Here is a 25,578-nt window from a genome sequence, read left to right as displayed (position 1 = left end):
GCTAAGGCGCCAGGAACCTATTTGACATCTAGTATTCGGTAGGTGATTGAGCCAGCAGGAATTTGGACCTCTGCGTGTTCGCCTATTTTCTTGCCCATAAGGGCCTTACCGATAGGAGACTCGTCGGAAATCTTACCCTTATCTGGATTGGCCTCTGTGGAGCCGACAATCCTGAATGTATGGTGATCATTTTCGAGTTCTACCTCTACGGTAGAGCCTACAACCACGGAGCTAGTGTTAGATTTTTCTATTACTTTAGCGTGCTTTAGAATATTATCAAGCTCCGAAATACGGCCTTCGATAAAGAGCTGCCGAGATTTGGCATCATCCCAATCAGTATTTTCGCTGAGGTCGCCGAATTCTTTAGCCTCTTTAAGGGCATTAGCAACTTCTTTGCGCTTGGTAGTTTTAAGGTTATCAAGCTCGGCCTGAAGCTCTGCAAGGCCTTCTTTAGTTAAATAAAAATCATTTTGTTTGGACATTGTATTGGTGTACCTCTCTAAATATACTAGCCTCTAAAAAGAAAAACTCGCCATGAGGCGTGATTTAAATCTAGGGCAAATCAACCATAATTCTTAGTTGTTTGTTTTTATTATCGCAAATATCAGACCCGCTGTCAAACCTCGCTACCTATTATTATTTCATCTGTTAGCGAAGTACCACTTGAGTATATCCTTGCTTGCGGGCACTGCGAATTCGGATCCTTCGCCTGAGTTTTCGATCATCACCACGGTGGCTATTCTGGGATTGATGGCTGGTGCGTAGGAACTAAACCAGGCATGGGGCTTGGTTCGGGGATTTTTGCCATCAAAGCCCTCAGATGAGGTTTCTGCTGTGCCGGTCTTACCTGCTACTTGCACGGGTACCTCTGATTTGATACTGCAACAAGCCGTTCCCCCATTTACGGCATCTTCCATGCCCTGCTGGATAAGCCGCAAGTTGGCCTCGGATACAAAGTTCGACCTTACAATACTCACGCCAACATTATTTAGCCCTACTCCATATTGAGAGGTACTACGGAGCAAATGTGGCTTGATTATCTTGCCGCCATTGGCGATTGCAGCATTAGCGACTGCCACCTGTAACGGCGTGGCTCTCATATCGCCTTGGCCAATAGATATATTATAGGTATCGCCTACATACCAGGCTTCGTTGGTTTGTTTTTTCTTCTGCTCAGGGCTTGGTAGCGATCCAGAGCTTTCCTCGCCTATATCAATGCCTGTCTTAGAGCCGAATCCAAACCTAGAATACCAATCCAGCAATCGTTTCTCCCCGAGGCCCTGAAAGCTCTGGAAGCCGCCGCCCACCTGATAGAAGAATATATCGGAGCTCATCTGAATTGCTTTTACGACATTGACAGTTCCCAGACCTTCAGGCTTCCAGCCCTTGAAAGTGTAGACCACTGAGGGATTGTAGATGTTGGGTACTTCGAGCTTACCCTTATCGACCACCGAGGTGCCAGAATTGATTACATTTTCCTGTAAGGCTGCGGCCGATATAAAGGGCTTTACCACCGAACCGATTGGATAGCTACCAGAGCTGAGTCGATTATTCAAAGGCTTTGATTCGTCATTGAGCAAATTATTATAATCGGCCTGGCTAATGCCTTTGGCGAACAAATTGCCATCATAGGTGGGGTAATTGACTGCTGCTAAAACTTCTCCCGTCTGGGGATCCAGCGAAACAGCCGACCCAGCTTTAGAACCAGCTTTTTCGGCTGCCGATTTAACGGAATTATACATCTGCTGCTGGAGCTCCCAATCGATGCTTAGATTGATATTTTTACCAGCAACAGGTTCGATTCTGGCTAAAAACCTTATTGGGCGCCCAGATGCATCGACCTCAACTTGCTCTTTACCTGCAATACCTCTGAGCTCTGACTCATAGTTCTTCTCTATTCCGCTCTTCCCGATAACATCAACAGGTCGATATTCGGGATTTTCCTTCCATTCTTCCTGCGAGATCCTACCTATATAACCTAAAAAATGAGCAAGCAAGCCTTTATCTAGGTACTCCCTTTGAGGTGTTGTTTCCAGCGATAGCCCCTGCAAAAGACGACTCTTTTCCTCTACCTGCAGCGACTTCTCACGATCGATATTTGCGGCCAACACCACTTCTGGCTGATCGCTTTTTTGTATATTTATGAGGCTCTGATAAAGCTCGGTCTGGCTGGAGCCCAAGACAACGGCCAAGTCTGCCGCTATTTGTGAAATATCGCTATCGGCCTTGGGTAGCTGAGAAGGTGTGGCTACCAAGTCGTAGAGGGCGCTATTTCTTGCCAAGAGCGTGCCGTTTCGATCATATATTGCGCCCCTTGGGGCTGGTATTGTGGTGGTCCTTATTCTATTGCCATTAGCCAGCAGCGTATTTCGCTGGCCCTGCACGATCTGGATCGAGAACAGTCTCCACAGTAGTAGGCTCGTGGCCAAGGTTAAAACTATCGCCAGGCCTAAATAAATATATCTTGGCACCGTCGATTCGCTGGCTGTAAGTTCGCTTGACCCAGATAAGATGGCTGCACTCCAGTCCTCGCTTTGAGACACTATAAGTTCTTTTTTGTTCCGTTTGAACTTTATGGGTTTTTGGTAGAATTCTCCGAATATACTCATTTGATATTTAATATTCCTGGCAGTTTAATTCTATTTGCCATCTCGAGTAGTTGGCTTAATAGTAAATACCACAAAACCCCCACCCCTACAGTTAATATAACGAAGGTCAGGGCTTGTTGTGTCACTTGCCAGGCAGGGCTGGAACTGTAAAGAGGCAGGCTAACCACTAGGCTCTGGGCGCTAGCCGCGAAAGCTAAAAAAAATATCGGCTTCCACCAGGAATGCTCCTGGCTTCCAAACTTAAACAAGTACTTACAAGCAACTGCTACTAATAGATAAAAGCCTAAGTAGAATCCAAAGTCTCCTGAAGAATAAATATCGCTCGATAGCCCGGCAAAGAGCGACATCCAGAGCATTTGCTCGGTGCTGGTATAAATACTAATTATGGCCAAATATGCCAACACGACATTGGCTGAAATACCATCTGCTTGCCAGCTTTGTAGGAAAAATAATTGTAGCAAAATACTGATAACTAGGGCGATGGCTAATAATACTGTCTTCATTGCTTGAGACCCGTTACTACAAATACCACCTCGAGCCTAGACAGGTCGACCAGCGGCTTGAGCTGGGCCGACTGGAATACGGCATTATCACTCTTCGAGATAGACTCCACTTGACCTATCAAGATCCCCTTGGGTACTAGCCCTGAGCCTGACGACACGATTTGTTCGGAGATGGTTATAGATTCGGCCTGGGTGATCTTTTCGAATAGATAGCCTTGGCCGAGCTGGCCACGCACTATCCCCTGGGCTCTGCCATCCTGGCCTATTGCTCTAATCCTAAACTCTGGATCGGAGGTCAGAAACACCGTCGAGCTAAAGTCCTCAACTCGATCTATAGTACCTACTAACACGCCCGACGAAAGCACCGCCATGCCGCTGGCCAGGCCGCTGTTTTTGCCACGATCTATGGTGATGTACTTACGCAGACTAGTGCCTTCGCTAGACACTACTCGCGCGGCCGTAAGATTTAACGACAATCGTTCATTAAACTTTAGCTGGCCTCGGAGCTGTTCGTTTTCATTAGCGATTTCCTTAAGGCTGGAGAGCTGGTTTTTGAGCTCTAATATTTCTGCATCCTGGTTTTTACTAATCTGCGATAGCTCCGATGCCCTGGTGATTAATTCTATATTATCCCTAAGTCCACGACCGGCCTGGCTAATCCCGGCCCCAATAGGGTTGATGATTTGGTCATTAATAATCCTAAAGGGCCAGAATCCGCCAGCGTAGCGTAGGGCTATTACCAACAATGCCACTAGGCATATTACAACTACTGTAACGGAGTATCTTTGCTTCATGAGGGCTCCTAGTAGGGTGCCTTCTCGTACTGAGTTGAGACCAGCACATCCTTAAGGCTATCCAGGTCCTCCAGGACCATTCCAGTTCCTCTGGCGACTGAGGTTAAAGGATCGGCTGCAATGTGCACGGGCATCTTAGTTTGCTGGGCAAGCAGGGCATCGAGGCCTCTTAATAGTGCGCCGCCGCCAGCCAGGTATACTCCCTTGTCCATGATGTCGGCCAGCAGTTCGGGTGGGGTCTCCTCGATAGTGTATTTAACAGCATCGACAATGGATCGTACGCTTTTAGCTAGAGCCTGGCGCACTTGATTAGAATTTACAATTATTTCCTTGGGCAGGCCCGTTACCATGTCTCGGCCTCTGACTGGAGCCTCCAGAATCTTATTAAGCTTCACCGCTGAGCCAATATTTATTTTAATGCTCTCGGCTGTTCTTTCCCCTATGTGGAGGCTAAACTCCTCTTTGCAATAGCTAATTATATCCTCTGTCAGCTCATCACCTGCAATTCTTATGGATCGGCTGGCTACTATCCCCCCGAGGCTAATAACCGCCACCTCGCTAGTTCCGCCGCCAATATCAACCACCATACTGCCGGCCGCATCATGGATAGATAGCCCGCTACCAATCGCGGCGGCCATAGGCTCTTCTATCAAAAAAGCTTGCCTAGCACCTGCATTGGTGGCGGCGTCCTCAACGGCGCGCCGTTCGACTTCAGTAACACCCGATGGAATACCAATTACTACTCGAGGTCTAGGGAATAGTACGAAGCTTTCACGATGGACCTTCTCGATGAAATATCGCAGCATCTGTTCTGTAATTTCAAAATCACTAACAACTCCATCTACAAGAGGCCTTGTGGCCACGATATTGGCTGGGGTTTTGCCGACCATTCGCTTAGCTTCATCGCCTATTGCCAGGATCTGGCGGTTCTTGGTATTAATCGCGACCACCGAAGGCTCATTTACGACTATGCCTTTCCCGCGGACATAAACTAAGGTATTGGCAGTACCTAGGTCTATGCCGATATCGTGCGAAAATTTACCCAAAATTGAATCTATCATAGATACTAGTCTACCAAGCTAGTAGAGTACTGACCAGAGCTAAAGTCGCGATATATCCGAGATTGTTACAATTACTATCAAAATAATCAAAAACCCGAAGCCAAAGTAATGAACCAGGGCCTCGTTTTTGGGAGTTATTTTAAAGCCTAGCCTAGCTAGAGTTATTAAGGCAAATCTGCCGCCGTCCAGGCCTGGTATTGGCAGGCTATTGATAACTGCTAGGCTTAAAGATATTGAAGCGATGAAGGCCAGTACATGACGCCAACCAAATTGCATCACGCCTGTAAATAGGCCCACTATGCCTACTGGGCCTGCCACGCTACTACTTACTTGAGCCTTAGTAAATAGCCCAGCTATAAAACTTCCGAAGGCAGCTAAGGTGGCCAGTGCCAGCTGGACTACTCCGATGGCAGCGGCAAAAATCGCAGTAATGGGAGAATATCGTGCAATTTCGATTGGCTGAGCAACTAGCCCTAGATAGCCAGCCTCGGGATCATTGCCGAGCTGAACCTGCACCTGCTTGGTCTCGCCGTTTTTACGAGTAGTTATCAAAACCTCTTGGCCAGCGTTGGCTTGAGTAAAGTCTCTGAGCTGATCAAAGCTAAGAACCGGAGTACTATTGAGCTGGATAATTTCGGTGCCTGGCTTCAAACCAGCTTTCTCTGCGGCCGAGCCCTTAGCCACTGAAACTGTCAAAAGAGCAGATTTTTCGATGCTGGCGGGCTTAATAGGCCCAACATTAACAAAGCCATTAGGCAGTATTGCTGGCAAGCCAGCTACCATCAAAATTAGCAGTATGGCATACGCGATGGCTAGGTTTACAGCTACACCTGCTAATATTATTTTGGTCTTGGCCTTATAGGGTTGAGCCGAAAAGCTATCCTTACCTACTACTTGGTCATCTTCTCCCTTGAGCCTAACAAATCCACCGATTGGTAGCAGATTTATACTATAAAGCGTGCCTCGCTTCTTGAGCCCGAATAATTTTGGCGGAAAGCCAATGCCGAATTCATCGACAGCCACGCCGTTACGCCTAGCGGCTATAAAATGGCCTAATTCGTGCGCGATAACAAGCAATGAAAATATTATAATTATAAATAATATATTAATCATCAGCTGCCAAATCGCCTTTTACGGGATTTATATTCGTCCAGAACAGCTTCGAGGTCTTGTAGCTTAAACCCCGGCCAGTGGACATCGACAAATTCTAGCTCGGCATAGGCACTATCCCAGAGCAAAAAGTTGCTTAGTCGCTGTTCGCCAGAAGTTCTAACTATATAATCGACCGGCGGTAGCTCTGGGTGGCTCAGCTCAGATCGAATAAGCTGAGGGGTTATCTTGCTTGGGTCTACTTTATTTTTAATAATTGCAGCAACTGCAGATACAATATCTGCCTGGCCACCATAATTGAAACAGACATTAATAATACCCGAGGTGTTATCTTTGGTCTTTGAAATAGTTTCGTCCATGGCCTCCAGGATATTGGCGGCAAGCTTATCCCTAGAACCAGAAACTACCACCTTGATGTTTTTCTGCATCAACTCTTCTAGGTCGGTCTTAAATAGCTTAAGAGCTAGCCCCATCAAATAATCTACTTCATCGGCCTCCCTATTCCAGTTTTCAGTGGAAAATATATAGGCTGATACGACCTCGATTCCTTTGTCAAAACAGGCCTGAGATATCGTCTTAAGGTTCTCATAGCCCTTTTTGTGCCCTACTAGTTTGGGTAGCCCTTTTTCTTTCGCCCACCGACGATTCCCATCTAAAATAAACCCAATATGGCGAGGTAATCCAGCATTGTGGTGTGCTTGGATGGCCATTAAACCGACATCAGTTCCTGTTCTTTTTTAACGACTATAGCTTGAACACTCTTATTGTAGGTATCAATAAGGCTATCTATCGCCTTTTGGAGCTTAGTTACTTGATCCTGGGTAAGCACTTTAGCTTTTTCTTTGGTTTTGGCTGTGTTAAGGGCTTCATGCCTACCGTTGCGCAAACTAACATTAGCCAATTCGGCCTTTTCCTTGACTAGCTTAATGAGTTGGATTCTGGTCTCTTCAGATAAAGCAGGGACAGCAATTCGAATTACTCTACCGTCGTTACTGGGGTTGAGGCCGAGATTTGGATTTTCGCTAATAGCCTTTTCGATAAATGATAAATTAGACTGATCCCAGGGTTGGATTTGAATGGTTTTGGCATCTGGGGTTGAGATGGTTGCGATTGTTTTTAAGGGCATCGACTGGCCGTAAACTTCGACTCGAATAGTGTCTACCAACCCTGCACTAGCTCGGCCAGTCCTTACACCCGTCAGCTCACTCTCGAAGTGTTCTAGGGTGGCTTTGAATTTAGCCTCGGCCGACTTTAGTAGTTGAGTTTCCATGAGTTATAGTATAGCCGAGAAGGCTATTCTAAGCCACCCACTTCAATACGGCTAAACCTTCGAATTATGATATTCTCGCCGAGCTTTCCAACAAGAGCTTGCCTGAGCTGCTCTATAGTCTGGCTGGGGTCCTTTATGAAAGGTTGGTTCATAAGGCAGACATCCTCATACCACTTAGCCAATTTGCCTTCTATAATCTTTTCAGCATGCTCGGCTGGCTTGCCGCTAGCCTTAAGCTCATCTGCGAATATTTCTTTCTCTTTGTCTAGATCATTTTGCGAAATATCACTGGGCAGGAGATAGGTAGGGTTGGCGGCAGCAATATGCATGGCAATATCCTTGGTAAATAACTTAAAATCATCGGTGCGTGCTACGAAGTCGGTCTCGCAATTAACCTCCACCAGAACGCCAATCTTATCGCTATGTACATAGCTCTCTACTACTCCGACCGCAGCTGTACGCTCGGCTTTCTTAGCAGCCTTGGCGAGGCCTTTTTTGCGCAACACCACTACGGCTTTATCAAAATCCCCCTTAGCCTCTTCAAGTGCCGACTTGGCGTCCATCATGCCAGCCCCGGTAGATTCACGCAGTTTTTTAATATCGTCTATGTTCAATTACTTTTCCTCCTGATTATTCTTGGCTGCTTCCTTTTGGGCGGACTCAGCTGTTTTGGCTTTATAAAGCTCACTGCCTCGCAGAGCCGCCGCTGTTATTCTTGAAACGATCAGGCTTATAGTCTTTACGGCATCATCGTTAGCAGCTACGGGGTATGTTATTAGTTCGGGATTGGTATTGGTATCGCAAATTGCAACAATTGGGATCCCTAGCTTATTGGCCTCAGAAACAGCGATGTCGTCGCGCATTATATCCACGATAAATACTGCCGATGGCAAATTTTGCATCTCGGATATTCCTGTGAACACCTTACTTAGTTTTTCCATCTCGCGCTCTTGATCAGCGCGTTCTTTTTTAGTGCCCACCAAGCTCCCCTCACTCGATTCCTCCTGGAGCTTCTTGAGCTTAGTAACTCGTGTCTGGATTGTTTCTAAATTAGTCAGCATCCCACCTAGCCATCGATTGATTACGAAGGGCATCGCTGTGTCGCTGGCGGCCTTTTGAATAATTGGGCGAGCTTGGCGCTTGGTGCTAACAAATAAGATTGTGCCGCCTATTTTAGTGGTGTCTTCAATGAACTTCTCGGCTATCAACAGCTGGTCGTGGGTCTTTGTAAGGTCAATTATATGTACTCCGCCCCTGGCTCCGTAGATATAAGGTTTCATCTTAGGGTTCCAGCGATCCTGCCGGTGCCCAAAATGAGCGCCTGCCTCTAGAAGCTGTTTCAATAATGTATCATCAGCCTTAATAGATTCTTTGATAGGCTTTTTTGGATCAGCCTGTGTTGTCTTTGCCATAATTGTGTAAATCTCCTTAATTTGCATCTATTGATTTTCCCAAGCGGGAGGAGCTAATAATCAATATGTTTCGTTAAATTACTTTTGCGTGATAATAATAGCAGAACAAAACTGATTTTTCAAGTTTAATCCCGCCCCCAAATTACAGGGGCGGGATCAATTGACCGGGATAATGGTTAGGACTAGTTTATTTTCTCCGTTTTCGGAGATAGTAGCCTCAGAACAAAACTCATAAGAGCTATGTCCAGAAATGAGTTTTGCCAATTCAGCATTTGGAGCAGAAGAGCAAAGGTGGGCTTCTGAGCCCCTCATTTGTACCTCTACCACCCTTCCATCGGCTAGAATTCTTTCTAGCTCCTGGAGGGCTTGGCTGGGGGTAAAGTACCCGAGTTTCATTACACCTCCTAAAAATCGTAATGTTCGGTTCGGATACGCCAGACTCTACATCTTTAAGCCTGCTATGTCAATAGCTTTATGTGGCAAACTAGAGCTAGGATATTGGTATTTATGTAGTTTAGTGCAAATTATCAATGATTATCTTGGCAAACCCCCCAGCGTGCTGAATCGGATACTGGTGTCCACCCACAACATCAATTATTTTCGAATTAGCTACATGGCTGGCTAGCTTAGAAACATTGCCTTTTATAACCGCGCGGTCTTTGCTTGCTCTAACAATATAGACTGGTGCCTTAATCTTATCTAAACCCTGCATTGTCTGCTGACTCTCGATTGAGTTTTTGATCGACTGGTTGTAGGCATATCGGCTGATATGATCCAGATCGTAGTCTGAGAAGACCTTCTGGGCAAGCTTCGTTTTGGCGTAGCGCGGTAGTATCTTATGCTGAATAACTTTTGAGCTACGGACGGTCTTGAGCCCCTTGCGATGTAGCTCATTTTTTAATAGCTCGTAAATCAGTGCATAGTTTTTCTCGACACGCTGATGTTCTGATCTTTGTAATATGACCGGTATATTCGACAGCACCAAACAAGAAACTTTTTTTGGATAACGCTTGGCAAATTCTAATGCCACCAAACCGCCGAGTGAATGGCCGACGATATTAACCCTACCCCATATTCGTCTATCCCACAGACCCTGCCTAAGAGCATCGGCTTGTTGCCATAGAAAGTAGTCGAGTTCGTTAGGCTTTGGGGATTCGCCAAAGCCTAGTAGATCGAAGCTAAAAGTGCGGTAATGGCCCGCCAAAAGGCGTGATGTCTCGGACCAGTAACGACCAGATGAGCCAAGACCGTGCAGAAATACTATTTTTTTGCCAAAGCCAAATTCAAATTGCTGATTCAGCGAGGGCTTGCCTTTAGATATCAGATTATAAAATTTATATGGCTTAGCTGTGTTCATAAGTTGATAATTTGTCTGTCTTAGCTCGAAATATCGTATTTCTTGAGTTTGGCTTGGCCGACTTCCGTTTGGCCGAGAGTCTGAAGCTTTAGTAGCTCGGCATAGATACCATTACCATCTTTGAGCTCAGCTGGTGAGCCCTGTTCTATCACTCGGCCTTTGCGAAGCCCAACAATAGTATCGACATTAGCTATCGTACTCAGACGATGAGCAATAATAAGCGTGGTGCGATTTTCCATTAGCCGCTCTAGTGCCTGCTGGACTTCGTGCTCGGCTTTACTATCAAGGCTGCTGGTGGCCTCATCGAGAATTAATATCGCTGGATCCTTAACAATTGCCCGAGCTATGGCAATGCGTTGCTTTTGACCGCCACTTAGCTTTACTCCTCGTTCGCCAATCTCAGTATCAAGGCCCTTGGGTAATTTACTGATAAAACCATAGGCGTTGGCGGCTTTTGCGGCGGCTATAATTACCGATAATTTAGCCTTTGGTTCGGAGTAGGCAATGTTTTCTCGGACTGTTCCAGAAAATAGCAACGGCTCCTGGAATACCACCCCGACACTAGCCCTGAGGCTTTTTTGCGATACATCCCTAACATCCTGACCATCAATAAATATTGACCCAGCATTTACTTCATAGAAGCGCAAAAGCAAGTTCGCGATGGTGCTTTTGCCCTCACCCGATTCCCCCACTAAGGCTAGCTTACTGCCTGGCTCCAGCGTAAAGCTGACATCCTTTAGTACACTAGCGCCGCCTTCATAGCCAAAATCAACCTTTCGATACTCCACTTTGCCTTTTTTGACTTTAAATATTTTAGAATCAGACTTGTCGGTAATACTAGGCTCGGTATTCATGACCTCAAAGTAATCCTTGCTACCAGCGCTGGCCCTTTGCAGGGCATCTATAATAAAGCTACTAGCAAATAGCGGGAACTCGGCCTGGATGACTAGGGTAATTAAAAGCACCACCGTACCTAAGCCATAAGCTCCTTGGTAGCCTTGCCATATGATGACTACATAAATGGCAAAAAATACAATATTTAGAATAACCCTGCGCATAACATCATACTTGTGCCAGTGCGCGGACTGTAGCTTCGTTTGGCCTTCGATAGATTTTCGTTTAAGACCAAAAAAGCCTACTTCGCGGTTTTCGCTAACAAATGATTTTACCACCCGAACCTGTGCAATACTCTCGACAAAGCGGCCGTTAGCGCTATCTAAGTCCTTATTGATACCCTCTTGAGTTTTCTGCCACGACTTACTCGAAAGATGAGTAATCCATATGTATGTAGGGAATATTATTACGAGTAGCACCGCCACCTGCCAAGAGTAGAATGCAATTACAATTAGCGTTATAGCGGTAGTCAAGAAGAACTGCACGAAATTATTGCCAAGCGTTTGCATTAGGATACTAATTGTAGTAATTGAGCGCTCTAATCGGGCGGTGATTTTACCGGTTAATTCATTATCAAAATAGCTCATTGGTAGCTTCATGAGGTGCTCAAAATACCTACGGGACAATAGGCTATTGAGCTTTACGGCCATGTTATCGCCTATAAAGCCATTTATGTTTGAGAGTAGTGTGATGGTGATATTAGCTAGTAGCATCAGCCCAAGCAATACCATAAAATACCCAAAGCTCACGGCGCCACCCGAATACTTTGTCGTCAGGCCATCGATTAAGCCTTTGGTGATAAAAGGAGATGCTAGATTTAATAACGAAAGTACAACCACGAAGAAGCTAATTGTGAGGTAATAACGCCACAGGCTTGCTGAGTAACCAATTATTCTGATAATTTCTTTCATATTTAATTATTGTAGCAATTATTAGGCTTTTTACTACAAAAATGTTTCAGGGCTCTCGAATTAACGAGAGCCCTGTTATCTTTTAATTAAGTCTATTCCGGCTTGTTAGCACTTCGTTCCTTCTGTAAAATCTCGCTCTGTTGGGCGGATTTTGTGGATTTTCCAGGAATAAGGTGAGCCATGACGAGTAACGCCACGGATGCTACCACTAAAAAGATTGCTAACTGCCATTCTCCATCTACTAAACCGTACATTTCCCCCCTAGGTACATAGTTTCAAAGGTAACCAACTGGGTAATAATTATTACACATATTGAGCCCTTGATCAAGAAAACTGCCTAAGCTGAAGTCTTTAATAGCTCGACACCGCATAGTTTTTATGATATAGTCTTAAGTCAATTACTAGGTAAGCCCTAAGTGGGGCTTTTTATTTTTAATTATAACTATGACAAATCCAGATAACATCCGAAATATTGCAATCATTGCCCATGTAGACCATGGCAAAACCACCTTGGTTGATGGTCTTTTAAAGCAATCCAACTCATTCCGCGACAACCAAGCTGAAATGAGCCAAACTACTATCTTAGATACTGGCGATTTAGAGCGCGAACGCGGTATTACTATTTCCGCTAAGCAAACTGCTGTTCAGTACGGTGACACCAAAATAAATATCATCGATACTCCTGGGCACGCCGACTTTTCTGGCGAAGTTGAGCGTACACTCAATATGGCTGATGGTGTTTTGCTTATAGTTGATGCTCAAGAAGGCCCAATGCCTCAGACCAAATTTGTACTACAAAAGGCCCTCCAGCTAGGGCTAAAGCCGGTCGTTGTAATTAACAAAATAGACAAGCGTGATGCCCGAATTAAAGATGTCGAGGACGAAATAAGTAACTTATTTTTAGACCTTGCAACTGAAGAGGATCAGCTGGACTTCCCTATTTATTATGCAATTGGCCGAGATGGCGTTTCGTGGAGTGAAATTCCCGAAGACATGACAATTACTGCCGACCTAACGCCTATCTTTGAGGCTATACTCAACCATATTCCGGCTCCTCAGGCCGATCTAGATGCCCCCTTCCAGATGCTTGTTACAGCCCTAGATTGGGACAGCTACCAGGGCAAATACTGCATCGGTCGAATTCGCAGAGGCAGTGCTAAGCCAGGCCAAGCCGTGGTGGTGATTGACGCAAAAGGTAACCATATCAAATCTAAGATCGAAAAAGTCTTCGTTAATGAAGGCCTGGACCGCAAGGAAGTTCCAGAAGTCCGAGCGGGTGATATTGTTTCTTTTACAGGTATAGATTCTGCATCTATCGGAGAAACACTCGCCGATCCTACCAACCCCGAAGCTCTTCCTGTTATGGAAATAGCTCCGCCGACTTTGCAAATTGGCATAGGCCCCAATACTTCACCATTTGCTGGGCAAGAGGGATCGCTTACGACATCTCGACAGATTGCCGCTAGACTCCACAAAGAACTCGAAACCAATGTCGGGCTTTTAGTCGACGAGCGAGATACGCAGTTTCTTGTCTCTGGAAGGGGCGAGCTGCACCTTTCAGTGCTCATAGAGACGATGCGGCGCGAAGGGTTTGAACTAGAAGTAGGACGACCGCAGGTTATAACCAAGCAAGAAGACGGCCAAACTATGGAGCCAATCGAAGAACTTACCGTTGAAGTACCTGATGAATACTCAGGAACTATTCAAAGAGAGCTAGGACAGCGCAAGGCGCTAATTAAGGATCAAAGGGCCACTACCAAGAACACCACTGAACTCATTTATGAACTTCCCACCAGAACATTGCTAGGACTACGCAATATCCTTCTGACTGCCACAAAAGGTACGGTAATTATGAATTCGCTTTCCATTGGCTATGCACCGGCTACTGCTGGGCTCCAGCAGCTTCGCAAGGGTGCTCTGATTGCAGCCGAAACTGGTACAGCCACACCTTACAGCCTGCAAACAGTCGAGGCTCGAGGCACAGCCTATATCGGTCCTGGCACAAAAGTATACGGCGGAATGGTTATTGGCTTAAATTCCCGTAGTGATGATATGGAAATAAATGTTGCCAAAGAAAAGAAGCTGACTAATGTACGGGCATCTGGTTCGGATGATGCCACCAAGCTTTCCCCCTTCACTAACCTCAGCCTAGAACAGGCTATCGACTTTATCGAGGCCGATGAGCTCCTCGAGGTGACTCCAGAGACCATAAGAATACGCAAAAAATACCTTTCACCTCATGAAAGAAAGAAATCAAATAATAACAGGTAATTTTTAAGCCGCCCCTACTGGGGCGGCTTAATTAAAAGGTGCTTTTTTAGATCATTTTATCGGCTGTATATTATCTCCAGCTCATTAAAACCTTCCGAATTGAGCGGTGGCTGTTGTTCTAGCTGCCATTTCATCTCATCGATATCTTGCTTTGGTACAACCCTGTCTCGTAGCGAATTCCGCTTCAAGCACTCATGGTATGGCGTCTTAAACCATATTAAGTGGATTTTGATTGCGGTCTTACAGCTTTCTATCGTAGCCCTTCTGTCGGCTTTTTTAGCATGGGTGCCGTCTATAATGACATCCTTGCCACTATCAAGTGCAGCACTGGCTCTTTCGTGAACAATTCTCCATACTTCTGGGGGATCACCTTGGATTTCTGCTGAGCCGTAAAGCTCTGCCCTTATTTCATCAGCACAGATATATTGGGCATCAATCAATTGCGCTAGCTTAACTAGGTAAGTAGTCTTGCCTGCACCAGGCAAGCCCATACCAATATAGGCAATAGCCATATTTTCTCCTTTTAGGGTGGCCTCTATTTATACCATATCCTTTTATTTTGGTAAATAGCTCATAGGCATCAATAATAGTCCTGCCCAATAGCTGTCAAGCATGAGCGCAAATGCTGTTTTAACCTGTTGGAATTAGCCCAGGCCACTAATACCCTTGACAAATACGCTTATGCTTGGTATAATATCGTCTGTTCAATTGAGAGACCCTAATTAAGGTCTCTTTTCAGTTGAGCAGTAGACATAAGAACGAACTCATATTTTGAGGTCGAAATCGTTCTTGGCAAAACAACATTAAACGAGGAAGTTTAACTAGGTGGGTATTGCCCAGCAAGCCATCTATCAAACCTATGCGTAACTTATATATAGCAGTATTCACCGTATTGGTGCTACTACAACAGGCGATCAACCCCGTACAAGTTACTGTCGCCGAGCCAGCACTGGCTATCAGCCAGGCTGAGAGTACAGCCAAGCAAGACTACGATTTGAACCTTAACACAAACACCCTGTCCCTTTCAGTCAAAGACAAGCGTCCTACTTTTATCGATGCTGTCGTAAAGCCCCTTAAGGCCTCACAGGAAGCCAAGGCCAAGGCTGACGCTGAAGCTGCCCTAAAGGCACAACAGCTTAAGTCTATTGCTAAGGCAGGCCCTGCGGCCAATGCTACTAAGCTTGTAATTGGTGGCGATGACGCCTTTGCCAAGCTTAGATTCTGTGAAGCTGGTGGTAACTACAACACCAACACAGGTAACGGCTACTATGGTGCCTACCAGTACGATATGAGTACTTGGGCCAATTATGGCGGCTATGCCCGCCCCGACCTTGCTCCTCCTGAAGTTCAGGATGCCAAGGCTCGCGAAACTCAGTCCCGACGTGGCTGGTCTCCATGGCCATCATGTGCTCGTAGATTAGGTCTTTTATAAGCCTAAGCTAGCTAGCACAAGCCATAAATCAAAACCCCCGCTATTTATTAGTGGGGGTTTTGTGTTATTTAATTTTATATGCAAAAGCCTCACATGAGTGCAGCTAGAATTTTGCTACTTTTGCTACTGGCAAGCTTCGCACTCAGCGAGCTCTTTTGGATCGATTGGGCAGGTCATTGGCTTGTCCCAGTCGTCATCTTTAATTGTGCCTGTGGTTTTGGCTTTTTCTGGCATATCACTAACCCTCCTGTTTGTTTAAATATGTATCAACTGATATCTATATTACCGAAGCATAATTGGTTTGTAAATAGTGTTTGGCATACTTTTTAAAGCGCTAAATGTGGTGCTAGCAAAAACCCACTAGGTGCTAGAGGCATCGGTATTATAGCTGATAATACGAACAGCTAGCAAACAAACTGAAATACTAAGGGGATAATAGTGGGTTTTAGATAATATATCTAAAATACTTTGGACTAATTAATCATAACCAGTTAAAATAATATGCATGAGCGAATCTAAAATAAAACCGCTTTCGCTAGAAGAGATCCAGAAGGCCTGCCTTGTCACAGAGCCTGGCGATAACAATGCCCAGCGAGTCTGCCGAATAAACGAAGAAATAACTCAGGGCCTTGAACTGATGAGTCGATACCCCAAAAAGGTGACTTTCTTTGGTTCTGCCCGCTTCGATGAAAACCACCCCGACTACATTAAGGCTCGCCAGCTTGCCCGGCGGCTCTCCGAAGAGCTTGACTACACCGTAGTAACAGGTGGCGGTGGGGGTATCATGGAGGCTGCCAGTCGGGGGGCATTCGAAGCAGGAGGCAAATCTGTAGCTGCCACCATAAAAATCCCGCACAAACAGGTTACAAATGAATACATCACTCAAGAAATACCCTTTCAATACTTTTTTACGCGCAAAGTTGTACTGGCTTTTGCAGCCCGAATGTATATTTATTTCCCGGGTGGCTTTGGCACCATGGATGAATTTTATGAAATATTGACGCTAGTGCAAACAGCCAAGATAAATCGCGTACCAATAGTATGTGTTGGCGCCTATTTCTGGGAGACTCTAAATGAACATATGCATCGCAGCCTGATGCTGCCAACCGGGACTATCGACGCGGCTGACATGGGCCTATATACGATTACAGATGATGAAGAAACTATTATGCAGATTGCTCGTAATGCTCAAGCTCGCAAATAATTTAAAAATACTCTTGGCAATCCAAGCTCAGGCGTTATAATAGTTATTTGAATAAGGAGAAATATGGAAGACAAAACACCGCTCGAGTCGATACACAGATTAATGCCAGAGATTACAGAGTCTAAAGAAAAAATAAGAACAATAAGAGAGCAGTTAAAAGATGTGATGGAGCAAAACGATGAATATCGTAAGCTAGAGGAAGAAATAAAAGAGCTTAGCACCAAGCGGGCAGAAGCTAAAAAGCTACTTTTGGCTGATAAAGATTTTCAGAAGATCAATGCCGACTTAGACGACGAAAAACTCAAACAGAAGGATCTGCAAGAGATAATGAGCCACTACTTAGTGAGCTACTACGATGAAACTCAAAAAACAGAGATAACGGATGGTACCGGCGATACTCGGCAACTTTTACTTTCCGCCAAGCTCGGCAAGGCTACATCAAGTTAATAGGTTTGACCTTGGGGGCATAATCTGATATTATTGTAAAATTATGAGAGCTGGTATACACCCCGAAATAAAGAAAACTAAAGTTGCCTGCCTGGGCTGCGGCACTACCTTTGAATCGACCTCTACGGTCGATGATATTACAGTAGATGTTTGTAGCCAGTGTCACCCATTCTATACTGGCAAACAAAAGCTAGTCGATACTGCCGGAAGAGTCGATAGGTTCCGAGCAAGATCTGAGGCTGCCAAATCTCGCCGAGATGACCTAGGCAAAAAAGCCATTAAAGAGGCTAAACGCAAGCAGGCCAAGATTTCCAAAACCACGCCCACAGCAGCCGCAAGCACCTCTAAGCCGAAGCCTAAGCTAAACCAGAAGCCAAGCCCATTAGAGCAGCCAAACGAACAATAAATAATAAATAAACACGATAATACCCTATAATTAGGGTATTATTTGTATGTATGAGCACTATTAACCAAACCACCATTACCAATACGAGACATGAGCTTGAATTAATTGAGGCTAAATTAGCTGATCCTAAAATATACGCAAGTGCCGAATCGGGCAAATTAGTGAACCGACAAAGACAGCTTAGCGAAAGGCTGAGTCTGTACCAGCAAGTGAGTGATGCTGAGGCCGACCTTGTTGCTGCTACCGAAATGCTCTCAGATGCAGATATGAAAGACTTCGCGACTGAAGAAGTAGCCAGGCTAGAGCCTCTAATAGAATCATTACAGTCGGAGATAAGAATAGCTCTAATACCGATCGACCCTAATGATTCCAAAAATGCAATTATTGAAATTCGTGCTGGAGCAGGTGGCGATGAAAGCAGTATTTTTGCAGGCGATTTGCTACGAATGTATGCGAGGTTCTGCGAAGACAATAGCTTAAAACTGAGCCTCCTAAGTGAGAGCCCCAACCCAGCAGGTGGCTACAAGGAAGTAATTGCCCAAATTAGTGGTGATTCTCCTTATGGCACTCTAAAATATGAATCTGGTGTGCATAGGGTGCAGAGGGTGCCTGTCACCGAAAGTGCTGGAAGAATCCACACTTCTACCGCAACTGTAGCAGTACTGCCAGAGGCCGACCAGCAAGACATCGAGATTAACCAAAATGAACTCAGGGTGGATGTGTACAGGTCTAGTGGCAATGGTGGCCAGAGCGTAAATACCACCGATAGCGCCGTTCGAATCACTCACTTGCCTAGTGGCATTGTGGTGACTTGCCAGGACGAAAAATCGCAACTCAAAAATAAGCTTAAGGCTATGGGTGTGCTTAGAGCTAGGCTGCTAGATGCACAGGCCCAAAAAGAGGCCCAGGAGATGGGCGATACTCGCCGAGGGCAAATAGGTACTGGCGATAGAAGTGAAAAAATTCGTACTTACAACTACCCTCAAGACCGTGTCACAGACCACCGCATTGGCTACACGGCTCATAATCTAGCCAAGGTAATGGATGGGGGCATCCAAGAACTACTTAAAGCACTAAGAGATGCCGCCACAGATAAAGCCGTCTCTAGTTCATCATGATCATCAAAGTAGCACTGCAGAAAGCCAGAGAGCAGCTTATTGAGGCAGATGTAAGCAACCCCAAGCTAGATTCAGAACTGCTACTAGCAAATACTCTTGGCGAGCCCAAAGAGTGGCTTATAGCCCACGATAATGACGAGCTAGATGAAGATAGTAGATTAGAATTTAATAAGGCATTAGCACGCCGTGTGGACCGCGAGCCAGTATGCTATATCACCAACAAACTAGAGTTTTATGGCATAGACTTTTTTGTTGATAACAGAGTCTTGAGCCCAAGAGTTGAAACCGAGCTTATTGCCGAACAAGCCATTAGTAATGCTCCCAGAAACTCAAGGCTAATCGATATAGGCACCGGGAGTGGCGCGCTGGCTATAGCCATTGCCAAGCACCGCCCAGACCTCACAATTACCGCTACAGAAGTTTCTCCCCTAGCTATGCAAGTGGCCAAACTTAACGCCAAAAACCTACTAGGCAGCCATAATAAAATAAATTTTGTCGAGGCTGATGTCTGGAAAGGCATTGAAGGTAAATTTGAAACAATTGTCACCAATCTTCCGTATGTCTCAGAAGACTACAAGCCAAATATGAAGCCTGAGGTTCAAAAAGAGCCATCTATTGCACTTTTTGGCGGCAAAGGTGACGGCCTAGATTTGTATCGTAAATTTTACAGCGAAATTTCAGAGCATTTAGTGCCTGGTAGTATTGTCTATCACGAATCAGACCCCTGGCAGCACAGTGGCTTAAAGAAACTAGCCTCAAAGCAAGGACTTAAATTGCTGCTCGAGGAATACTTAATACTTGGCTTTTCAAAAGGAGCTTAGCTAGCTGGAGCCTCATCCAGGACTAAAGTAGCTTTATTTTGTTTCCCATCTCGCAAATACACAACTTCAATCTTGTCGCCTGACTTCTTCTTACCAATCACCGAGCTTATTGAAGTTAATTCGTTAATATCCTTGCCATCAAGTTTAATAATAATATCGCCCTCTTGTAGCCCTGCTTTATCTGCTGGGCTGCCAGGCAGGACAGCCGGCTGAGTGCCTTTGCCATAAATCAATGCTCCGGTGTTAGAAGCAAGGTTATTGGCTTTTGCAATCCCATCGTTAATGGCGATGTAGCGGACACCAATATAGGGGCGGGCTATTTTTCCAGTTTTAATAACGGATTCGAGAGCACTTTTAGCATCATTTATAGGTATTGCAAAGCCGATATTTTCGGCACTTCCGGCAGCCGCAGTATTTATACCAATCACCTGCCCCTCAATATTAACGAGCGGCCCGCCGGAGTTGCCGGGATTGATTGCGGCATCTGTTTGGAATAAGTTGGTTAGGCTTTCCGAATCGCCTTCACCGCTGCTAGCTGTGATGGGTCGAGATTTACCAGAAATAACGCCAGTGGTAACGGTGTTCTGAAACTGCCCCAGCGCATTACCGATAGCCACCACACTTTGGCCAACCTCTACCTTATCGGAATCAGCCAGCTCGGCCGGCTTTAATCCCTTGGCATCGACTTTTATAAATGCGATATCATTGAAGGGGTCTGTAGCAATAACTTTTGCATTTTTGTATTCGGTGTTATCGCTTATAAAAACTGTAAAACTATCGCTGCCCTCCACCACATGCTTATTAGTTATTATCAAACCCTCAGCGCTAATAATAATCCCAGTGCCAGCTCCAGTTTTAGCCAAACTACTGCTACCAGTATAGGGGTCCTGCTGAGCTGCTGAGGACACAATACTAACCACTGAAGGGCTAACCTTCTTGGCGACATTTACGACCGCTGTCTGCTCATCGATAACGACTTGTCTACTTTGGTTTATAACTGTGCTAGGCAGCTTGCGGATTACGAAATTACCGACCAATGACCCCAGAAAGCCTGCTAACAAAGCTAGTGAGGCCGCCAATATGTATATCTTGGCGTTTCCCCTTAAACTGTTTTCTTTCAAATTACCTCCTTTAAATATTATTTAGCCGAGACTAGTCCAGCGATTCAATAATATTAACGCAGCAAAAACCACAATCGTGACACCTAAATATTCAAATACTATGGCTTTTTTGAGGCTACGGTGCTTGTAGTGAAAGTATATCCCTCCCCAACCATATGCCAACGAAGTGACAATCGCAGAGAATTGAGACACTATCAGCGGCAGATTAGGGATCTGGTATAGTACCGTCCAGCGTGAAGCCAGCCAGGCCAATTCTACCACTACAAAACCCCAGAGTGCGGCTAGTAGCTGTGGTTTGTTGGTAAAGTCCAGTAACCACCACAGGCCAATCAGGAAGTTAACAAGCCAGAGGCCAACCATAACAAGTGGCACAGGCCAGTTCCAATAAGATACCAATAGGCTTGAGAGAGATGTCGTGATAAGTATAAATACTAGCGTCAGAGAGTTGTTAAGCATCAAATTAGTTTCTTGCTGGATCTCGATATAGCTAAGTAGCCCATATACTGCAGAGCAGCCCGACAAACAAATTATAAATATATACGCCGGGGTAGAATTTATGCTATAGATGCTATAAAAATAAAATAAACTTACAGATAGCCAAATAAATGGCCGGAGAGATTTAGCGATTATCATCCTGATTTTTTTAGTTACCAGTAGGCGCCTAAATAACCCATAGTTAAGAGCCACAATAATTGGCACCAGCAATAGCGGCGACGGTGTGTAATATAAAATCATCATCGACACAAGAGCCGCGCAGACGCTAATAATAACAATCAGCCTCTGGCCCTGAGTAAACAAATTAAATCTTTTAAATGTTGCCTTGAGGTTCATATTCTGCTCCTAAAATAATTACTATATCGGCCTGGCTACCAGCGGGCTTTTCAGCTTTCGAAACTGGCTGCTTCAATCTGTTCTCCAGGTACTTTAGAGTATAGGGACTAGACCCATTAGTATAATCTAAGATCTGAGTGTTACCGTTACCGTTGCCTTTATCTTGAACGGCTGAAGTATTTATAACATTATAGCCGAGAGATTTCAATATTGAGGATAGGGCATACACTGCTCCTGGCTTAGCATTTGAGTTCTTTATTTCTACCTTAGCCAACTCGCTTTTGACATAGCCATCAATAAAAATACTTCTTACGAAAGACTTTATCCCGCCATATTTGCCGATTCCCGCCGCGGGCACGACAACACTGGCTTCACCGACACTACTGTTAACTACCAGGCCTTCATTTTCCGAATCAAGCACCTTATTAGCTATTTTGTTGGAGTTGACCTTACTGGCTAGATCGGCTAAACGCTTTAACTCATCGATACTTATGTCTGTCTTCAAGTGATCCCCAGCGATTCCGATAAGATCAGCGACCTTAGCAGGGTTCAAGATATTACCAAGCCGTAATGCCTGATCTCGCATGCCCACTACCACTGATTGCTGTCGCCTTGCGCGTCCATAATCATCGCCGCAAGTACCCTTGCGGCATCTCGCATACTTTAGGGCCAAGGCTCCATCCATATGGTAATAGCCGGAGTTTAGCTTGAACCCGCAAGATTTTGATTCACTCGTGTCGCAGGGGTACTCGGTGTCGCTTAGGTATGAGGAATTATAAATATCTACACCCCCTAGGGAGTCCACCGCTGATTTCAAGCCAGTGAAATCCAGTCGAACAAAGTAGTGTATTGGCTGGCCAATAAACTCACTAATTGTCTTCTTGGCTAGTTCAGGGCCTGACCCAGGATTCTCCTGCTCGGCTAGGGCATGTGCCGAGTTAACCTTGTCCCAGCCAAAGCCTGGGATCTTGACATATAAGTCCCTAGGAATACCAAGCATCGCTACATCCTTCGATTTAGGGTCTATGCTAGCTACAATCATAGTATCGGTTAAGCCTTCGCCCGCATGGCCAGCGTCACCAGTTCCTAATAATAAAATATTTACCCTACCCTCTCCCTCGCCCTTAAGTTTACTTAGCTCTAGGTCTCCTTTTAGGCCGGCGGCGGCGATACCAGTTCTTTTTTGCAGAACCTTATTTAAAGATGTTAACGATCTTACGGCTATAGCACCTACTGCAAGTATAACTAAAATTATAACCGCAACAATTAACCTTAAGCCCCAGCGGTACTTTTTCTTGGTCTTTATTGGTTTGGTCAAATCTTTTTGGATAGTAGAAGTCTGGCTATCCTTGTGCTGTTTTTTGGACTTCATGTATATAACCTATTATATGCCATAAGGGCTTAGTAGGAAACAATTATAGGCAAAGTGCTTAATATCCACTTTCAAGCTGCTATAATTATGATAATGGATAATAACAATAACGAACCGGTCGACCTTACGGCAAGACTAGACGAATCCGACCTCCTAAAGCCAGGTAGCGTGATCGCGCCCAACAGTCCAACCAAGAATCAAATAGCCGGCAACAATAGCCCAGCTGCCGCCAAGGAGCCCCATGATCTCAATCGGGATGTTGTTGAATTTAATGATTTCGCAGAATCTCAGACTCGCACTCACCAGGAAACCGAGGTTGAACCAAAAAAAGGCATACTTCATGTTGCCTGGGAGCTTCTCAAAACCCTTCTAATTGCCGCTGCAGTGGTGATATTTATCAATACTTTTGTTTTTCAGGCCTACTATGTTAGTGGCAGCAGTATGAACCCCGGCTATAATGACGGCGACTACATTTTAATAAATAAGCTAGCATCCTCGCTAAATAATGTATCGGCCATTTGGGGTAACAAAAAAGGCATGGACATTAAGCGTGGCGATGTACTAGTTTTTAGGCCACCAGAAAACGCTGAGCTGTTTTATGTTAAAAGAGTCATCGCCCTCCCTGGCGAGCGAATCACATTAAAAAATGGTGTATTCAAAATATATAATAAAGAAAGCCCTAATGGCTTCATACTAAAAGAGCCCTACATAGATCCTGCATACATTTCGGAGGGTGAAGTTGACGAAATAATAGCACCTGGGAATGTCTTTACTGTCGGGGACAACAGATCCCCTGGCGGTAGCTATGACTCTAGATTCTGGGGCCAACTGCCTCAGAAGAACATATCTGGCAACGCCTTCTTCAGGCTTCTACCTTTAAATGATATTGGATTTTTAGGGCCAGCGGAATATAAATAATAAGCTAGTTTTGGCCCTTTATCTGTTCGGCTATTCTCTCAAGCTCTTCATCTGAGTAGTACTCTATCTGAAGCCTACCACCCTTGGCTGTCTTATGGATAGTTACCTTTGTCGCAAGATATTTCCCGATACTATTTATAAGTACCGCATGTTCAGATCTAATCTTTACGGCTTTAGGCGGCTTAGAATCCACATTGCCGTCTTTATATCGGCGAACGGCTTCCTCTGCTTCACGCACTGTCAGCCTAGATTTAATGATTGTTTCTAATAGCTGAAGCTGATCGGCAGTTTCGTTTAAGGATAGTATCGCTCTGGCGTGGCCCTCTGATATCTGGCCCTTTTGTAGAGCTAACTTGGCGGGATGAGGCAAATTAACCAGCCTTATGGCATTTGAAACTGTCGAGGCACCCTTACCGACTCGCTTAGAGATCTGAAGGTGCGTTAAGTTGAATTGATCGACTAATTTATTGTAGGCGATAGCGACTTCTAGTGGTTTGAGATCAGCCCTCTGAATGTTTTCTATGACGGCTAACTCCAGCTGCTCTTGCTCACTAAAAGTTCTCACAATTGCTGGTACGGTGCTTAGGCCTGCTAGCTTAGATGCCCTCATACGACGCTCGCCGGCAACTAGCTGAAAATACCCAGGCTTGGTTTTAATAACGACCAAGGGCTGAATTACGCCATGCAGCTTAATACTACTAGCTAAATCCTTGAGATCACTTTCTAAAAATTCAGAGCGAGGTTGGTGGGGGTTGGGGGATATCTTATCGATAGCGATCGTAGCAACATCGTTGGAATTATCCTTAAGACCGTCGGGTAAGCTATCGGCCACAAACTCATCCATATTAACAGGGATTAGCGCATCTAGTCCTCTGCCTAATCTATTCTTAGTAGCCATTAAAACAACCTCCCTTCGATTTCTTTAGATAACTTCTTATAGGCCAGTGCCCCCTTGCTGAAACGGTCGTATTCGTAAATAGGGCGACCATGGCTGGGAGCTTCTGCTAAGCGTATATTGCGTGGCACTACTGTGTCAAATAGCTTCTCCGGAAAGTGCTTACGCAATTCAGCTAATACCTGTTCGCCTAGGCTGGTGCGTTTGTTGTGCATGGTAACAACCACACCAAGTATTTGCAGCTGCTTATTAAGCCCAACCCTGACACGCTTAATAGTATTTAATAATTCCGAGAGCCCCTCTAGGGCATAGTATTCGCTTTGTACGGGGATTAGCACAAAATCACTTGCCACAAAACCATTTAGGGTTAGTAGCCCCAGAGATGGAGGGCTGTCGATGATAATTACATCATATTTCAGTTCGGATAGAGCATTGGCCAGGATGTATTCCCTGCCATCAACAGCACTGAGTTCAACCTCTGCTGCTGCCAAAATTGAATTAGATGGTAAAAGATGGAGATTCGGCACTGTTGTTGCAACAATGCAATCGGTCGCCGGAACTGAATTGATCAAGACATCATAAACGCTATGTTTAAGACTGTTCTTATCGACCGCTAAGCCGCTGGTACTATTGCCCTGGGGGTCTAAATCTACTAGTAAGACATTACGAGCAGATTTAGCCAAGTACGCGGCGCAATTAATTGCTGTGGTAGTCTTTCCAACGCCGCCTTTTTGATTGGCAACTATTATTATTTTGCTGTCTCCGTGCATATTAATATTATAGCAGTATTTGCTCTTAAATTAATTCTTTACAGATAGGCT

At 45.0% G+C, this 25,578-nt stretch carries 26 protein-coding genes and 2 pseudogenes; 8 read left to right on the top strand and 20 right to left on the bottom strand.

Going from position 1 to position 25,578, the window contains the following annotated elements; all coding sequences use genetic code 11:
- Positions 1 to 17: 17 nt before the first annotated feature.
- The 14 genes from greA to NT111_02395 form a co-directional block, all read right to left on the bottom strand.
- The gene (gene greA, locus NT111_02460) at positions 18 to 482 is read right to left on the bottom strand and encodes a transcription elongation factor GreA (protein MCX6804851.1); all 465 of its coding nucleotides are present in this window, start codon (positions 480 to 482) and stop codon (positions 18 to 20) included.
- 159 nt (positions 483 to 641) lie between these two features.
- Positions 642 to 2,609: a penicillin-binding protein 2 gene (gene mrdA, locus NT111_02455; protein MCX6804850.1), complete on the bottom strand. Its 1,968-nt coding sequence runs from the start codon at positions 2,607 to 2,609 to the stop codon at positions 642 to 644.
- A complete protein-coding gene (locus tag NT111_02450; GenBank protein ID MCX6804849.1) occupies positions 2,606 to 3,112 on the bottom strand; it encodes a hypothetical protein in 507 nt (168 codons plus the stop codon). The genes mrdA and NT111_02450 overlap by 4 nt, the downstream gene beginning before the upstream one ends.
- A complete protein-coding gene (gene mreC / locus NT111_02445) occupies positions 3,109 to 3,906 on the bottom strand; it encodes a rod shape-determining protein MreC (GenBank protein ID MCX6804848.1) in 798 nt (265 codons plus the stop codon). The genes NT111_02450 and mreC overlap by 4 nt, the downstream gene beginning before the upstream one ends.
- 8 nt (positions 3,907 to 3,914) lie before the next feature.
- A complete protein-coding gene (locus NT111_02440; protein MCX6804847.1) occupies positions 3,915 to 4,967 on the bottom strand; it encodes a rod shape-determining protein in 1,053 nt (350 codons plus the stop codon).
- Between the two features lie 39 nt (positions 4,968 to 5,006).
- Positions 5,007 to 6,080 (bottom strand): M50 family metallopeptidase, encoded by a 1,074-nt coding sequence (locus NT111_02435; GenBank protein MCX6804846.1) that lies wholly within the window; start codon positions 6,078 to 6,080, stop codon positions 5,007 to 5,009.
- Positions 6,080 to 6,787 carry a polyprenyl diphosphate synthase gene (gene uppS, locus NT111_02430; GenBank protein ID MCX6804845.1) on the bottom strand — a complete coding sequence of 236 codons (708 nt, stop codon included), beginning with the start codon at positions 6,785 to 6,787 and terminating at the stop codon, positions 6,080 to 6,082. The genes NT111_02435 and uppS overlap by 1 nt, the downstream gene beginning before the upstream one ends.
- Positions 6,787 to 7,347 (bottom strand): ribosome recycling factor, encoded by a 561-nt coding sequence (frr, locus tag NT111_02425; GenBank protein MCX6804844.1) that lies wholly within the window; start codon positions 7,345 to 7,347, stop codon positions 6,787 to 6,789. The genes uppS and frr overlap by 1 nt, the downstream gene beginning before the upstream one ends.
- Positions 7,348 to 7,370: 23 nt before the next feature.
- On the bottom strand, positions 7,371 to 7,961 hold the full coding sequence (tsf, locus tag NT111_02420) for a translation elongation factor Ts (GenBank protein MCX6804843.1): 591 nt from the start codon (positions 7,959 to 7,961) through the stop codon (positions 7,371 to 7,373).
- A complete protein-coding gene (gene rpsB / locus NT111_02415; GenBank protein MCX6804842.1) occupies positions 7,962 to 8,759 on the bottom strand; it encodes a 30S ribosomal protein S2 in 798 nt (265 codons plus the stop codon).
- A 156-nt stretch (positions 8,760 to 8,915) separates the two neighbouring features.
- Positions 8,916 to 9,155: a hypothetical protein gene (locus tag NT111_02410; protein ID MCX6804841.1), complete on the bottom strand. Its 240-nt coding sequence runs from the start codon at positions 9,153 to 9,155 to the stop codon at positions 8,916 to 8,918.
- A gap of 118 nt (positions 9,156 to 9,273) precedes the next feature.
- Positions 9,274 to 10,116, bottom strand: a complete 843-nt coding sequence (locus NT111_02405) for an alpha/beta hydrolase (protein MCX6804840.1) — start codon at positions 10,114 to 10,116, stop codon at positions 9,274 to 9,276.
- A gap of 20 nt (positions 10,117 to 10,136) precedes the next feature.
- Entirely contained in the window at positions 10,137 to 11,921 is a 1,785-nt protein-coding gene (locus tag NT111_02400) for an ABC transporter ATP-binding protein (protein MCX6804839.1), read from the bottom strand.
- Between the two features lie 92 nt (positions 11,922 to 12,013).
- Entirely contained in the window at positions 12,014 to 12,175 is a 162-nt protein-coding gene (locus NT111_02395) for a hypothetical protein (protein MCX6804838.1), read from the bottom strand.
- A gap of 190 nt (positions 12,176 to 12,365) precedes the next feature.
- Here NT111_02395 and typA point away from each other — a divergent pair, with 190 nt between their 5' ends.
- Positions 12,366 to 14,192 (top strand): translational GTPase TypA, encoded by a 1,827-nt coding sequence (typA, locus tag NT111_02390; protein MCX6804837.1) that lies wholly within the window; start codon positions 12,366 to 12,368, stop codon positions 14,190 to 14,192.
- Positions 14,193 to 14,248: 56 nt separating this feature from the next.
- Here the strand turns inward: typA and NT111_02385 are convergent, their stop codons facing one another.
- A complete protein-coding gene (locus NT111_02385) occupies positions 14,249 to 14,704 on the bottom strand; it encodes an AAA family ATPase (protein ID MCX6804836.1) in 456 nt (151 codons plus the stop codon).
- Between the two features lie 686 nt (positions 14,705 to 15,390).
- Here NT111_02385 and NT111_02380 point away from each other — a divergent pair.
- The 6 genes and pseudogenes from NT111_02380 to prmC all read left to right on the top strand — a co-directional run bounded on the left by NT111_02380 (position 15,391) and on the right by prmC (position 19,620).
- Positions 15,391 to 15,618: pseudogene (locus NT111_02380) on the top strand (transglycosylase family protein).
- Positions 15,619 to 16,129: 511 nt separating this feature from the next.
- Positions 16,130 to 16,828 carry a TIGR00730 family Rossman fold protein gene (locus NT111_02375; GenBank protein ID MCX6804835.1) on the top strand — a complete coding sequence of 233 codons (699 nt, stop codon included), beginning with the start codon at positions 16,130 to 16,132 and terminating at the stop codon, positions 16,826 to 16,828.
- A gap of 63 nt (positions 16,829 to 16,891) precedes the next feature.
- Complete coding sequence (locus NT111_02370; protein MCX6804834.1) at positions 16,892 to 17,275, top strand: hypothetical protein; 384 nt, start codon at positions 16,892 to 16,894, stop codon at positions 17,273 to 17,275.
- Between the two features lie 43 nt (positions 17,276 to 17,318).
- Positions 17,319 to 17,528 (top strand): annotated as a pseudogene (gene rpmE / locus NT111_02365) (50S ribosomal protein L31).
- Positions 17,529 to 17,731: 203 nt separating this feature from the next.
- Entirely contained in the window at positions 17,732 to 18,799 is a 1,068-nt protein-coding gene (gene prfA, locus NT111_02360; protein MCX6804833.1) for a peptide chain release factor 1, read from the top strand.
- Positions 18,796 to 19,620, top strand: coding sequence for a peptide chain release factor N(5)-glutamine methyltransferase (gene prmC / locus NT111_02355; protein ID MCX6804832.1), 825 nt, complete (start codon positions 18,796 to 18,798; stop codon positions 19,618 to 19,620). Before prfA ends, prmC begins: the two co-directional genes overlap by 4 nt.
- Here prmC and NT111_02350 read toward each other — a convergent pair.
- From NT111_02350 to NT111_02340, 3 genes are read right to left on the bottom strand one after another with little or no spacing between them, the layout of a single operon-like run.
- The gene (locus tag NT111_02350) at positions 19,617 to 20,741 is read right to left on the bottom strand and encodes a trypsin-like peptidase domain-containing protein (GenBank protein MCX6804831.1); all 1,125 of its coding nucleotides are present in this window, start codon (positions 20,739 to 20,741) and stop codon (positions 19,617 to 19,619) included. The two genes, prmC and NT111_02350, sit on opposite strands and share 4 nt — an antisense overlap.
- Before the next feature lie 21 nt (positions 20,742 to 20,762).
- Positions 20,763 to 21,572, bottom strand: coding sequence for a hypothetical protein (locus NT111_02345; protein ID MCX6804830.1), 810 nt, complete (start codon positions 21,570 to 21,572; stop codon positions 20,763 to 20,765).
- Positions 21,550 to 22,944, bottom strand: a complete 1,395-nt coding sequence (locus tag NT111_02340; protein MCX6804829.1) for an LCP family protein — start codon at positions 22,942 to 22,944, stop codon at positions 21,550 to 21,552. Before NT111_02340 ends, NT111_02345 begins: the two co-directional genes overlap by 23 nt.
- Before the next feature lie 93 nt (positions 22,945 to 23,037).
- On the opposite strand from NT111_02340, the gene lepB reads away from it, so the two are divergent.
- Positions 23,038 to 23,862, top strand: coding sequence for a signal peptidase I (gene lepB, locus NT111_02335; GenBank protein MCX6804828.1), 825 nt, complete (start codon positions 23,038 to 23,040; stop codon positions 23,860 to 23,862).
- A gap of 4 nt (positions 23,863 to 23,866) precedes the next feature.
- Here lepB and NT111_02330 read toward each other — a convergent pair whose 3' ends face one another.
- Complete coding sequence (locus tag NT111_02330) at positions 23,867 to 24,760, bottom strand: ParB/RepB/Spo0J family partition protein (GenBank protein MCX6804827.1); 894 nt, start codon at positions 24,758 to 24,760, stop codon at positions 23,867 to 23,869.
- Positions 24,760 to 25,527 (bottom strand): AAA family ATPase, encoded by a 768-nt coding sequence (locus tag NT111_02325; protein MCX6804826.1) that lies wholly within the window; start codon positions 25,525 to 25,527, stop codon positions 24,760 to 24,762. The genes NT111_02330 and NT111_02325 overlap by 1 nt, the downstream gene beginning before the upstream one ends.
- Between the last annotated feature and the right edge of the window lie 51 nt (positions 25,528 to 25,578).

It is taken from the genome of Patescibacteria group bacterium (assembly GCA_026397045.1).
Lineage (GTDB): Bacteria > Patescibacteriota > Saccharimonadia > CAILAD01 > BJGX01 > JAPLVO01.
Note: the sequence above shows the minus strand (reverse complement) of the source record. Positions and strands in the feature narration are given on the sequence as shown.